Below are 13,152 nucleotides of genomic sequence, written 5' to 3'. Positions count from 1 at the left end.
TCATGAGAAAAGCCGATTCCCCATCATTTCAGGAGGATCGGCTTTTGAGATTTTACTGGTCAGGGGTAGCACCAACAAAATGCGCAATTTACAACATTAAGGCTCTAACATTGAGTTATTCGTTTTGTGTCGCTTATATTTTGCAGGAGCCATCCGCGCAATTGTCGCCGGATTGCTCGTCTTTTTTCTCGTCGTTCTGTACGAATTTCAGAGCAGGAGCGGCGCTTTCTTCTTCCCATACCTGGTTCAATGCACCTAAAAAGACTTCTCCTGGCTGCGCGCCAGAGACTGCATATTTGTTATTAATGACAAAGAACGGTACACCTGTGACACCCAAATCGTTGCCTCTTTGTTTGTCCTCTTGTACTTGCTCTCTGTATTCGTCTCCTGCCAGCATGGCGAGCGTCGCTTCCTTGTCCAAGCCTACCTCAGAAGCAAGCTGTGCCAGCACCTCATGGTCACCGAGATGGAGCGATTCCGTAAAGTACGCCTTCAGCATTCGCTCCTTCATTTCCTTCATTTTTCCATGGGCATGAGCATAGTGCGTCAAGCGATGCGCATCGAATGTATTGGTCGGAATCATCGTGTCAAAATGATAGTCGAGACCGACGCCTTTTGCCATTTGGGTTACTTGGTCATTCATGCCCTTCGCCTGTGCGAGCGGAATGCTATACTTGGCTGCCAGTACTTCATGCATGTCCATATCAGTATCGCGTTCCATCTGCGGGTCGAGCTGGAAGCTGCGATATACCACCTCTACTTGATCCTTATGCGGAAATTGAGACAGCGCTCCTTCCAGACGGCGCTTTCCGATATAGCAAAACGGGCAGGCAAAATCAGACCAGATTTCAATTTTCATGTTCCATCCTCCTCTATTTGAACGGTGCTGACCAAAAGACAGCAGACCGCACACTACAAAATTCGTCGTATGCACATTATACAACAACGTACGGTACGACTATGCACTTTGGAGGCTGAAAGCTGCACTTTGCCCTTAGCGAGTCATTCGAATGATGCGATCACATATTGTTTCCGCATCTGCTTTGTCATGCGTGACCAGGATCGACGTCATCTTGGCAGCTCGGAGCATTCGCTTCAAGTCATCGCGTATTTTCGTTTTCAGCTCGGCATCCAGATTACTGAACGGCTCATCCATCAACAAGATAGCCGGTCTAGGTGCCAGTGCACGCGCAAATGCGACACGCTGCTGCTGTCCCCCGCTCAGTTCATGTGGATATCGCTTGCCATATCCTTCGAGCTGTACGAGCGCCAACATCTCTTTCAAACGAACCAGACGCTCTGCTTTGGATAAGCGATGCAGACCGAACAAGATGTTTTGCTCGACAGTTAAATGGGGGAACAGCGCATAATCCTGAAAAATCATACCGATCCCTCGCTGCTCTGGCTCCACAAACTGCCCCTGATCGACCAACACCTTCCCATCGATCTGGATGCGTCCGCTCTTGGGTGACTCCAGTCCGGCTATCAATCGAAGCAATGTACTTTTTCCGCAACCGCTATTCCCGAGCAGCCCGACAACTTCCCCCTGCTCCATCTGCAAAGAAAAATCCCGGATGACGCTGCCGTTCCCGCTTGCATAACCAAACGTCAGGTTTTTCACTTCAAAAAAAGTCATTTTGCCTGTCTCTCTCCTAACCAGTGATAGAAAATAACGGAGACGATCCCCACCGCAATAATACAGAGCGACGGAATCGCGGCCTGATGAATTTGTTCATCGCTTGCATATTGATACGCCTTTGTTGCCAGCGTCTCGAAGTTATAGGGACGAAGGAGCAAGGTAAGCGGCAATTCCTTCACAATTTCCATGAACACCAAGATAAAACCAGTGAGCACAGCCCCTTTGATTAATGGTAAATCCACCTTAAAAAAAGTCCGTGTCATGCTCATCCCGAGCATACGTGCCGCTTCTGAATAGCGGTTTCCCGTCTTCTCAAATCCTGCCTCGACTGCATTGAATCCAACTGCAAGAAAGCGGATGATGTAGGCAAACGTCAGCATGAACAAGGACATGCTGAGTACCAGCTTATTGGCGCCCAAACCCAGCCAGCTATAGAAGGAACTCAGTTCTTTATCTACGGACATCACCACCGCCATCACACCGATGGACAAGACTGCGCCCGGAATAGAATAGCCCATGGAAATCAAGCGCGTCAGTGCCACTGCGAATATCGAGCCTCGGGAGAATCGGATGACATTCGCTACGATTACCGCAAGCAGCATCAAGATGGTGATGGAGATACAGGAAATGAATAGCGTATTGCTCAAGAGCTTCCAGAAGGTCTCGTTCAACACTTCCCCATACGTCCACGTCGCCCAGACACTCAACTGCGCAACAGGGATTACAAACGAAAACGAAACAATAACCAATCCGAAGATGACGGCAGCGTACATCGGGATTCCGCGCAATTTTCTGCGTGTGAGCGGCGTGCTCCTGTTCGTAGGCGAGCTGTATTTTTTCCGTTTACGCACGAGACGTTCGACGATAAAGATCCCGATGATCAACGTCATGAGCCAGGCGGACAAACGGATGGCCGATTCTACGTCATACATGCCAAACCACGTCTTGAAAATCGCCGCTGTAAAAGACTGAATCCCAAAATGCTTCGTCACTCCAAAATCATTGAGCACTTCAAAGGCCACAAGACTAGCCCCACCGACGATGGCTGCCTGCGACATAGGCAGGACGATGCGAAAAAAGATATGCGTTTGGTTTTTTCCGAGCAATCTGGCATTTTCAATGAACACAGCACTCTGCTTTTCGAGAAAGGTTTTCGTAATCAAATAAATGTACGGGAACAAAAACAGAGTAAAAATAAAAATAGCGCCCTTCATCGACATAATGTCAAAGTAGCGTTGATCGAGCGTCAGCCCGAATGTATCACGCAAAATCGTCTGAACGCTCCCCGTGTAGCTGAGCATGGAACCGTATGTGTATGCCGCGATATACGGAGGAATCGCCAGCGGCAGTACAAAAGCAAATGAAAAAAAGCGACGCAATGGAAAATCGTAGGCAGCGACCAGCCAAGCTAGCGTCACACCTACGATGATCGTACAGGCTCCAGTACCGAGCACGAGCCATAACGATTGCAACGCGTAATCCAACAGCATGTACTCTTGGATATGCTGCCAGTTTTCATTCTGTTTTTGAAAGAGTCCGAAAAAAATATAAAGAGACGGGAGAAGGGCCAAAAAGGCCCCTATCACGCTCAGCGTTACCCACCCGTTCAGTTTTCGTCTCAGGCTTCTACGCAAAAGTGCTCCCGTCATGCTTATTTCCAACCTGCTTGATTCAGCAGTTCTACCGCTTTTTTGTTATACTCGCCGAGCTTAGCAAAGTCGAGCTTTTGCGTTTTAAATTCTCCCCACTCTTTCAAAAGAGCAGGCTTGTCAGCCTCTGCATTGACAGGGAACTCGTAGCTTCCGCTTGTCAGCATCGTTTGAGCCTCTTTCCCTGTAACGAACTCAATCAATTTCACGGCATTGTCCTTGTTTTTCGCGTGCTTAGTCAAACCAATACCGCTGATGTTCAAGTGTGTGCCTGTCGTTTCTTGGTTCGGGAAGAAAACGCCGATGTTTTGCGCGACTTTTACTTCCTCTGCATCTTTAGAGTTCAGCATTTGTCCAACATAGTAGGTGTTCATGATCGCAACGTCACCGACTTTGGCAACGACAGCTTTTGCCTGATCACGGTCTCCACCTTCAGGCTTTCGCGCGAAATTGTTTACAAGACCCTTTGCCCAATCCAATGCAGCCTGCTCGCCATTCAGCTCAATAAAAGAAGCAACGAGTGACTGGTTGTACAGGTTGGAAGAAGAGCGTACCAATACTTTGCCTTTCCATTTATCTGTAGCCAAATCTTCATACGTAGACAGCTGCTCTGGCTTCACGCGATCCTTCGCATACACGATTACACGTGCACGGGTAGCCATACCGATCCATTGGTTGTCAGGATCACGCAGTTCTTTCGGTACGTTTTTCTCTACTTCGGCAGATTGAATCGGTTGCAGAACGCCATTTTGCTTCGCGTAGTTCAGAACACCACCGTCAACCGTGATGAACAAATCTGCTTCGGAGCTCTCTCCTTCACGCTTCAAGCGCTCAACCAGCTCTTCTGCTGTACCCTTCACTTCATTTACCTTGATGCCTGTTTGCTTCGTGAATTCTGCGAACAGTTTACTATCAATATCGTAATGACGCGCAGTAAATACGTTAACGACTTGCTCTGTGGCAGCCGGCTCCTGTGCCTTTGGTGCTTCTGTTTGTGGCTGGGCAGTATTCGCACCGTTTCCGCATGCAGCAAGCAAAGGCAGTGTCAGCATCGTACTCAGCATGACCGCCAGCATCGATTTTTTTCTCATTTTGATTCTCCCTCTCTATCGCACTGATTATTGATAATGAATATCATTGCCAATTGACAAGGCTTATTGTAACGAACAAAAATGAGAAAATGCTGTGAAAATAAAAAAACACCCCTAATTATTTTTTGTGATAGGTGGATCGGGTGAAACTCACTGACGAAGCGGTACAAAAACAGTCACAGTCGTCCCTTTCTGTTCCACACTTTGAATCGTTATGCTGCCGTTGTAACGCGCAAGCAATCGTTTGGCAATCGCCAGTCCGAGTCCGTGCCCGCTTTCCCCGCTATTTCTCGCTTTGTCTACCCGATACAATCGGTCCAAGACATACGGCAAATCCTGCTCGGGTATGCCGATTCCTTCATCTATGATTTCCATACAGACTACATTTTCTTGCACCTTGGCCCTCACGCAGATTCTTCTGCTCTCCCCGGAATACTTGACCGCATTATCCAAAAGGATCAGTAACACTTGCTCCAGGTGTTCTTCTGATATGGCAAGGATTTCTCCAGCCAAAGGTGCAAGTTCTTGCTCAATCGTAAATGTCGGCTGAATCATGGCGAATTTCTTGATCATGTGACAGACAGCCCGATCCGGATCACGGAGCGCGACATCCTCTTCTATCTCCACATGCTCCGCTCTCGTCAAAGCGAGCAGTTCCTGCACCAGTCCTTTTAGTCTGGCGAGCTCTTGAATCGATGTCTGCAAGGATTCCTCCAAAACAGCTGGATCATTTTTGCCCCAACGCCGTAGCATTCCCAGATGCCCTTCGATAATCGCAATCGGCGTGCGCAGCTCATGTGAGGCATCTTCGACGAATTGTCTCTGTTTCAAAAAGGACCGCTCCACCTGATCCATCATTTTATTGAACATTTTCATCAAGGTCGCAACCTCATCCTGATTATCGTGAAACTGCACACGTTCATGGAATCCTTTTTGCCGGACGTTGCTCATCGTTTCATTCATCGATTGCAGGGGCCTAAGCAACTGTCGCGCGAGCAATCTGCCCCCCAAACCACTTATGATCACAGCGGTCAAGCACCCAATTGCCATGACCTGAAAAAGCGCACCACTCAACTGCTCAAACTCTTTCATATTCTTCAGAATCATGACTGTCCCGTTAAATTGAAAGATCGTAAGCGGACTGCTCATGATCAACAGGTCATCACGCACTTCTTGGGTTTGAGTGCGAATCGACTGAACAGGCGGAAGCGCTGGCAGTGGGATATCTTGAAAGTTTTCCGAGACCACGACAATCGGATTACCCTCTTCGTCCAGAATGCGAATCATCTGGTTTCGTTGATTGATTTTCTCCAGGAAGCTGCGCAACTCTGCGAGGTCCTCTCCCTCAAAAGATTGCTCTTTTTCCAGCGCGTAGTTCAGGAACTCTCGCATCGTCTCTTGCACAACCTGCTGCTCATTATTAAACATCCACTTCTCTACAAAAAAATATTGGAAGCTATTATAGCCAATGAATACGAGAAAAAGCAGAAGTGACGACCAAAGTGTCAGCTTCCATTTAATCGGGAGCTTTAAGAATCTCGATGGTCCTCTCATTTTCTCATTACGTAGCCAATCCCGCGTACAGTCGAGATATAGCTGTCCTCATTGGGAGAATCGATTTTATTGCGCAAATACCGAACGTACACATCGACAACATTGGTCTCGACAGCCGCCTCGAATCCCCATACGGTATCGAGTAGCACCTCGCGAGGCAGGACTCGATTGATATTTTTCATGAACGTCACGAGCAAATCGTATTCTCTTTTGGTCAACTCAACAGGTTGATTATTTTTGGTGACGATACGTCCCTCCATTTGGACCACCAGCCCTCGGTGCGCAAGCAAGGTTTGGGGGACATTCTCCTTCTCTTCCTGACGGCGAAACACAACGCGTATGCGTGCCAACAACTCCTCGATCGCGAATGGTTTCGGAATATAATCATCGGCACCACTATCCAAGCCTGAGACGCGGTCCGTAATGCTGTCTCTGGCTGTCAGCATAATAATCGGCGTTTTTTTCACGCTGCGTATTTTTTGACAAACCGCTATACCATCGAGCCCCGGAAGCATGACGTCCAATAAGATGACATCCCATTCTTCCTGTAAAGCGAGCTCGAGTCCTTTATGTCCATCATGCGCGACTGTAATCGCAAACGATTCATAGCGCAGCTCCAATTCAATAAATCGGGCCATATTGATCTCATCTTCTATCAGCAGCACTCTTTTCACGTTTTGCCCACCCTTTTGCCCATGCCGGGGAATTCCACCTGATTGTAGATGAAAATAATTATCAGCGTCAATGTTCTCCTACGCAGCCCAGTAACCATGTGCCCATCCCTTACATAAGATATGGCAAACTGGATAAATGTAAGGTGGTGTGTAACATGTACGGATATCAGCCTTATGAATACCCATATGAGCATGACTTACGAGCCGTATCCTCACAACATGGACGGAGAACAGGACAATCTTTTGCCGAAATTCAGGGTGGTCCACTGGCACCGAACCTGCACGGCTACGTTGTGTTTACCGATGTCCCCTACGGCACCGAAGTGTTCGTGGAAGTCAGCGGTCTTCCCAATTTCCAGCCTGCTTCCGGCAATCACCTGCAAATCGGGCCATTTGGTTTTCATTTACATGAGCATGGCGTCTGTACGGTAGGAAATCCGGAAGATCCCTTTACCGCAGCAGGCAGTCACTGGAACCCCACGCATCAGCCACATGGCAACCACGTAGGCGACTTCCCCGTGCTGTTTTCCAATGACGGCTATGCACGAATGACTTTTTTCACAAACAAAATCAGTGCAGCAGATGTGGTCGGCAGAAGCGTGATCATCCATCAAAGTCCCGATGACTTCCATTCGCAGCCGGCAGGTAATAGCGGAAAACGACTGGCATGTGGATTGATCTACGCTGGATAACGCTTTACTCGAACAGGAAAAGGGGGCAACTCTGCAAGCTGCCCCCTCCGATTATTGAATCAGTTATCGCCGTAATGTCGACAAATCAAATGCTGGTACAAGCCCTTCCTCGGCTGCACGACCGAGCAAAGCCTCGACTGCTGCATAACCATCGTTACCCAAATTTCTCGTAAACTCATTCACGTACAAGTTAATATGTGCTTGCGCTACCTCCAGGGACAGCTCTTGGGCATGGGACATGACATATTGTTGTGATGCGGTCGGATTCGCCCAAGCATATTCCACAGAGGAGCGCGTCCAATTGGTCAGTGCCTCGATGTCCATTGATTTTTTCGCGATGATGGCCCCCAACGGAATCGGCAAATTCGTATCAGACTCCCACCAGTTGCCCAAGTCAGTCATAAGAGACAGCCCGTAGTTTTGATACGTGAAACGCGCCTCGTGGATCACGAGTCCCGCATCGATCTTGCCGTCACGTACAGCAGGCATAATCTCATGAAACGGCATGACGACGATCTCCCCTACACCACCCGGGACATTTTGTGCAGCCCAGAGCCGGAACAGTAAATAAGCTGTGGAGCGCTCACTCGGAACTGCTACACGTTTGTTGGACAGGCGTGCTGGATCGTTCGCACTCTCGCCAGAATTTCCTTGGGTCAAAACGAGTGGCCCGCATCCTCTGCCCAGTGCACCGCCGCAAGGGAGCAACGAGTAGTTGTCCATCACCCAAGGCAATGCCGCATAGGAGATTTTCATTACTTCTGGGCCTTCCCCCTGTGCAGCAAGCGTATTCGTAATATCGATATCTGCGTACATAATATCGAGCTTTGGCGCTCCCGGAATTAAATCATGTGCCCAGGCATGAAAAACAAAAGTGTCATTCGGACATGGTGAAAACGCAATTTTCATGATAGTACCTCCCGTAGTACAGAGCTTCCCTTTTCCAGTGATTCCAACGCATCTTTTATCCGCCAAGCGGATTTATCCCGCGGTCCAATTGCATTCGATACCGTGCGAATTTCCAGAACAGGTCGTCTGGCAGCCTGGGCAGCAGTCGCAACCCCATACCCCTCCATCGCTTCAGCTAGCGCGTCTGGCATCCGCTGTGCCAAAGCAGCCGCTGTTTCCGCTGTTCCCGTCACGGTTGATAGTGTGAGTACAATGCCTTTTTTGGCGACCAAGCCTGCCACCTTCATTGCTTCCGTGACCCGTTCGACCATCTCTTGATCGACACTTACCCGAGCTGATCCAAATCCCAGCTCGTCCACACTGCAAAAGCCCTCAGGCGTTTCTGCCCCCAAATCCGCACAAATAATCTCTGTCGCGACAACCAGCGACCCAATCTCTGCTTCTCCCACGAATCCACCGCATATTCCTGCACAAATGACCAGATCGTAGTCCGCGCAAGCAAGCGCTCTGGCTGTACTCGCTGCGGCTGCCGCTGGCCCTACTCCCCCAGCGATGACTGTGAAACGCTCATCCCCTTGAATGCCGCGCATTACTGCATCCCGTTCTGCGTCAACGGAGGTCACGATCAGAATGCTTCTATATTGTTGTGACAAAATCATTTGCCCTGGCTCCTTTCAACCGCTTTCCATCTTCCACGTTATCGCTACTTTTCGTTCGTGTAAAGCCGTTTAAAGAGTTTGTCAAAAGACAGGGAAATTATTACAATGATACCTGTTGTGCATTTTCGTTAGATGAGAGGTGACCAATCATGCTTCATCCACCGAATCCAAACACCCATCCCGACTGGCTCGCCCCCCACTCTTTGGCCTGGTACACTCAGCTGGGCGAAATGACTGGTGAATACGTATACCCGTGGCGCTCTACCATTACGGAACCGAATGGCGAGTCGCTTTTTATGGAAGAAATTAGTCGCATGGTTCCGAATCAATCCGTTCTCGACATCGGCTGCGGACATGGTGCATTCACACTGCACTGGACCCGTTCTGTCAAAGAAATTGTCGGCTTAGATGTGACAGAAAACTTTGTGCAAAAGGCCCGCACGCAAACACCCGAAAATGTCTCCTTCGTTGTCACCAATACGAAATATACTCTCCCCTTCCATGACGATACGTTCGATTGCGCCTACAATCGCAAGGGACCTACCTCCGCCTATCCAGATATAGCACGCGTCGTTAAAAGAGGAGGCTCCTTCATCGGATTACATCCGGGCGATCAGTTGTCCGCCGAATTATTCGAATGGTTTCCTCATTTATTTGGTTCACGTCCAGTGGACACTCCGATCCTGCAAAATTTGCAGGAGAGACTCAGACAAGCTGCTTTTCACCGAGTGGATATTCAGACGGTGATCGCCACCGAGTATCTTCAGACCCCGCTCGATGTCATTCGCATGCGTTGCTTCGGACAAAGTCCCACTATTCTCTCGTCCGCCATCGAACAGCACATGGAGAGTGTTATGCCGATTTTTGACCACTATGCGACGTCTGATGGTCTACCAACTACGCACATGTATTACCTCGTTCGCGCGATTGTTTGATTCGTCCTAAAAAAAACCTCCAGCCGCATTTGGCCAGAGGTCTTCACTCCGCTTATCCTTTTAGCAAATAGCTGTTGCCATCTTCATCCTGAAAAGTCGCATAGGTCCCCCACTGCATCTTGTTCAGTTCTCCTTGAAAAACAACACCGTTTGTGCGCATCGTTTCGTACGTCTTTTCAATTTCTGTACATTCAAAAACGATCGAGGCTTTTTGTTCCTGCCAGTTGCTCATCATACTTTTCGGATAGAGTACCAAAGCAGTCTGTGCACCTGCTGGTCCTACCTCCAGCCAACTGCTGTTTGGTCCCATCGGGTGCTCTTGCTTGACTTCAAATCCAACCTTTTCTGACCAGAACACTTTTGCGCGTTGTTGATCTTCTACGTAAACAGCTACCGTTGCCATTTTGGTAATCATCATTTCCTCCTTACTAACTCGAACCTTATCATCCCATTCTAACCGAAAAAAAGTTTACTTATCGCTATCAGCACACCCAAATGTTGACAGCAATTTTACAAGAATTTATATTTAATTACGAAATGTAAGGAACCATGCATTGAATAAGCTTCTCCCTTTCAATGCATCATGTTAGTGTAAAAACAAGTTGCAGGAGGAATGCAGAGTGGGTAAGGATTTTATTGCAGCCGTAAAAGACAGAAGAACGTACTATGGGATCAGCAAGGAAAATGTTGTATCTGACGAGCGTATTAAAGAAATCGTGCAGGAAGCAGTAAAGTACACACCATCCTCATTCAACTCCCAAAGCGCTCGCGTTGTTGTCCTCTTGGGTGCGGAGCACGATAAGCTGTGGAACATTACCAAAGAAACACTGCGTAAAATCGTTCCCGCCGAAAATTTCGGGGCCACGGAAGAAAAAATGAACGCTTTCGGTAGCGGCTACGGCACTGTTCTTTTCTTTGAAGACCAGAGCGTCGTCGAAAACCTCATGCAGCAATTCGCAGCGTACAAAGATAATTTCCCGATTTGGTCCGAGCAATCTTCCGGTATGCTTCAATATGTTGTGTGGACTGCGCTGGAAATCGAGGGCTTCGGTGCTTCCTTGCAGCATTACAATCCACTCATCGATGAAGAAATCCAACAAACCTGGAACCTCCCTAGCGCATGGAAGCTGCGAGCACAAATGCCTTTTGGCAAACCAACCGCTCAACCAGGCGAAAAACAATTCCAGCCTTTGGATGAGAGAGTGAAGTTCTTTTCCTAAGTAACATTTTGTTCAATGTTGTAATGGACGGCTCTGATCATTTCGTATTCGGGCCGTCCTTTCATGTATTGAGCGATTGCTTTCCTCTTTCTTCTGTGATAGTATTAGCTTAAACAAAAGATTCTTATTTAAAGCGTTCACATATTGTAAAGGGTTTACACTTATGTTTGAACCTTTTACAATGTGTGAATTTTATTTTATCCATAAATAAAAGTTACATATTCATTTTATTTTGTTGGAGGTAACACCCATGCAAACAGGTACAGTTAAATGGTTCAATGCAGAAAAAGGTTATGGCTTCATCGCAGTTGAAGGCGGAAACGATGTATTCGTTCACTTCAGCGCAATCCAAGGCGACGGTTTCAAAACCCTCGAAGAAGGCCAACGCGTTGAATTCAACGTGGTTGAAGGCAACCGTGGTCCACAAGCTGAGAACGTAACAAAACTGTAAATTACACATAAAGCTGCCCTTGCGAATAACAAGGGCGGCTTTTTTTTTCAGCTTTTTTTCTTCGCAAAATTCGTTCTTTGTTCCTAAAGAGCAGTTGACATTAGCCATGCCTCCCCATATAATCACTTTATAATGCAGAGTAAAGCAACGGCGCTTTCTAGCATAAGTTTCTAAAATGACACAATAAAATAAACGTGATTTGTATTTTTTGTTTATTTTTAGCGAGCTATGAAAGCGGTTCCAGCTGGTTGTTATTGCCATTACCTGTAAACAAGTTCATACAAAAGTAAGCAAAGGCGCTTAGGGTCTATCTCATTCATTGATGAGGTCCTAAGTGCTTTTATTGTTTACATCCGCAAAAAGGTGGGATATCCATGGAGCACATTGGAAGCGTCATTATTTACATCATCATGTTATGTGCAGTGATTGGTGCCATTGCCGCGATTCGCAACGCCGATGAGGGTCTCGGTAAGGAGTTCATGGAAGGGATTCACTCAACAGGTTACATCTTCGTTCCTGCTGCCGGTATTATGGCGTCCCTACCGTACATCTCTTGGTTCGTAGAAAAAGCGGTATCACCCATCTTCAACAAAATTGGAGCAGATCCTGCGATTGCGGCAACTGCGATTCTCGCATCTGACATGGGTGGCTATCAGTTGGCAAACCTCCTGAAGACCTCCACAGAAGGATGGGTTATGGCGATGATCGTCGGTCTGATGGCCGGTGCTACGATCGTGTTCTCCATCCCAATGGGACTTGCTATGTTGGACAAGCGCGACCATAAATACATGGCGCTTGGCGTAATGTCCGGTATTTTGACTGTTCCGATTGGTGCTTTTATCTCTAGTGCCATTCTTGTTTTGACAAATGCAGAGGTTCGTGCTGAAATCTCGACGAACGCTGAATCGACTTATGCTTTTGCCATTGGCTTCGGACAGGTACTTCTGAACCTTTCACCGATTTTGTTCTTTGTACTAGCGATTGCTGCTGGTCTGCGTTTCCTGCCAGACTTGATGATTAAAGGCTTCATGATTTTCGGGAAGACAATGGATGCAGCTATCAAGCTCGTTCTCGTATTCTCGATCGTGCAACACTTTACTGGCATCTTTACAAAGATTTTCGGAGCTTGGGGCTTCGATCCAATCATCGCCGATCCAACCGATCAATACCGTGCGTTGGAGACCGCTGGTTACATCGGTATCATGCTCGCAGGTGCGTTCCCAATGGTTTACATGCTGCGTAAATATGCAGCGAAGCCACTCGAAGCATTGGGTAATAAGCTGGGCATGAGCCCTTCTGGTAGTGCAGGCTTGCTCGCAACTAGCGCGAACATCCTGGCTATGTTCCGTCTCATTCGTTCCATGCCGCCAAAAGACAAAGTTATCAACATTTCCTTCGGGGTTTGTTCCGCTTTCTTGCTGGGTGACCACTTGTCCTTCTCGGCAAACTTCCAACCGAACATTATCTTGCCGGTCATGATTGGTAAATTGGGTGCAGGTATTATCGGGATTGCTTTTGCTTACTGGCTCTCCGTTCCGAAAGCACTTGAACTAGAAAAACAAGATCGTGCTGCGGGAATTATCGGTCCAGATGAGTACTTGGATCATCATAATAGCGCTCAAGCTGAAGTTGCAGCAACCAAACAATAAAAGCAAAAGAGCGGTCCTTCGTGGGCCGCT

The 13,152-nt window shown here is 47.8% G+C and carries 14 protein-coding genes; 5 read left to right on the top strand and 9 right to left on the bottom strand.

The annotated features are described in order from the left end of the window. Positions 1–133 precede the first annotated feature (133 nt). The 6 genes from HPY27_RS12080 to HPY27_RS12055 all read right to left on the bottom strand — a co-directional run bounded on the left by HPY27_RS12080 (position 134) and on the right by HPY27_RS12055 (position 6,607). Complete coding sequence (locus HPY27_RS12080; RefSeq protein ID WP_173622756.1) at positions 134–859, bottom strand: DsbA family oxidoreductase; 726 nt, start codon at positions 857–859, stop codon at positions 134–136. A gap of 135 nt (positions 860–994) precedes the next feature. Continuing rightward, the gene (locus tag HPY27_RS12075; RefSeq protein ID WP_017250075.1) at positions 995–1,636 is read right to left on the bottom strand and encodes an ABC transporter ATP-binding protein; all 642 of its coding nucleotides are present in this window, start codon (positions 1,634–1,636) and stop codon (positions 995–997) included. Next, positions 1,633–3,288 carry an ABC transporter permease gene (locus HPY27_RS12070; protein ID WP_174225085.1) on the bottom strand — a complete coding sequence of 552 codons (1,656 nt, stop codon included), beginning with the start codon at positions 3,286–3,288 and terminating at the stop codon, positions 1,633–1,635. The genes HPY27_RS12075 and HPY27_RS12070 overlap by 4 nt, the downstream gene beginning before the upstream one ends. Positions 3,289–3,290: 2 nt before the next feature. Further along, the gene (locus HPY27_RS12065; RefSeq protein ID WP_017250073.1) at positions 3,291–4,379 is read right to left on the bottom strand and encodes a Fe(3+) ABC transporter substrate-binding protein; all 1,089 of its coding nucleotides are present in this window, start codon (positions 4,377–4,379) and stop codon (positions 3,291–3,293) included. A gap of 150 nt (positions 4,380–4,529) precedes the next feature. Continuing rightward, positions 4,530–5,933, bottom strand: a complete 1,404-nt coding sequence (locus tag HPY27_RS12060; protein WP_174225084.1) for a sensor histidine kinase — start codon at positions 5,931–5,933, stop codon at positions 4,530–4,532. Next, the gene (locus tag HPY27_RS12055) at positions 5,930–6,607 is read right to left on the bottom strand and encodes a response regulator transcription factor (RefSeq protein WP_106835189.1); all 678 of its coding nucleotides are present in this window, start codon (positions 6,605–6,607) and stop codon (positions 5,930–5,932) included. Before HPY27_RS12055 ends, HPY27_RS12060 begins: the two co-directional genes overlap by 4 nt. Positions 6,608–6,762: 155 nt before the next feature. Between HPY27_RS12055 and HPY27_RS12050 the strand changes: the two genes are divergently transcribed. After that, positions 6,763–7,299: a superoxide dismutase family protein gene (locus HPY27_RS12050; RefSeq protein ID WP_017250070.1), complete on the top strand. Its 537-nt coding sequence runs from the start codon at positions 6,763–6,765 to the stop codon at positions 7,297–7,299. A 63-nt stretch (positions 7,300–7,362) separates the two neighbouring features. On the opposite strand, the gene HPY27_RS12045 is transcribed toward HPY27_RS12050, so the two are convergent. Together HPY27_RS12045 and HPY27_RS12040 are read right to left on the bottom strand one after the other, a co-directional pair. After that, positions 7,363–8,208 (bottom strand): 1,4-dihydroxy-6-naphtoate synthase, encoded by an 846-nt coding sequence (locus tag HPY27_RS12045; protein WP_017250069.1) that lies wholly within the window; start codon positions 8,206–8,208, stop codon positions 7,363–7,365. Next, positions 8,205–8,867 (bottom strand): futalosine hydrolase, encoded by a 663-nt coding sequence (locus HPY27_RS12040; RefSeq protein WP_106833677.1) that lies wholly within the window; start codon positions 8,865–8,867, stop codon positions 8,205–8,207. Before HPY27_RS12040 ends, HPY27_RS12045 begins: the two co-directional genes overlap by 4 nt. 149 nt (positions 8,868–9,016) lie before the next feature. On the opposite strand from HPY27_RS12040, the gene HPY27_RS12035 reads away from it, so the two are divergent. Beyond that, positions 9,017–9,802, top strand: a complete 786-nt coding sequence (locus HPY27_RS12035) for a class I SAM-dependent methyltransferase (RefSeq protein ID WP_017250067.1) — start codon at positions 9,017–9,019, stop codon at positions 9,800–9,802. A gap of 52 nt (positions 9,803–9,854) precedes the next feature. On the opposite strand, the gene HPY27_RS12030 is transcribed toward HPY27_RS12035, so the two are convergent. Further along, a complete protein-coding gene (locus HPY27_RS12030) occupies positions 9,855–10,217 on the bottom strand; it encodes a VOC family protein (RefSeq protein ID WP_174225134.1) in 363 nt (120 codons plus the stop codon). A gap of 205 nt (positions 10,218–10,422) precedes the next feature. On the opposite strand from HPY27_RS12030, the gene HPY27_RS12025 reads away from it, so the two are divergent. The 3 genes from HPY27_RS12025 to eutH all read left to right on the top strand — a co-directional run bounded on the left by HPY27_RS12025 (position 10,423) and on the right by eutH (position 13,122). Further along, positions 10,423–11,022: a nitroreductase family protein gene (locus HPY27_RS12025; RefSeq protein ID WP_174225083.1), complete on the top strand. Its 600-nt coding sequence runs from the start codon at positions 10,423–10,425 to the stop codon at positions 11,020–11,022. Between the two features lie 250 nt (positions 11,023–11,272). Beyond that, positions 11,273–11,473, top strand: a complete 201-nt coding sequence (locus HPY27_RS12020) for a cold-shock protein (protein ID WP_007725380.1) — start codon at positions 11,273–11,275, stop codon at positions 11,471–11,473. A 374-nt stretch (positions 11,474–11,847) separates the two neighbouring features. After that, the gene (eutH, locus tag HPY27_RS12015) at positions 11,848–13,122 is read left to right on the top strand and encodes an ethanolamine utilization protein EutH (protein ID WP_017250064.1); all 1,275 of its coding nucleotides are present in this window, start codon (positions 11,848–11,850) and stop codon (positions 13,120–13,122) included. The last annotated feature ends 30 nt before the right edge of the window (positions 13,123–13,152 follow it).

Source organism: Brevibacillus sp. HB1.1 (assembly GCF_013332445.1).
GTDB lineage: Bacteria > Bacillota > Bacilli > Brevibacillales > Brevibacillaceae > Brevibacillus > Brevibacillus porteri.
The sequence above is the reverse complement of the archived record's forward strand: the minus strand, read 5'-3'. Positions and strand labels throughout refer to the sequence as shown.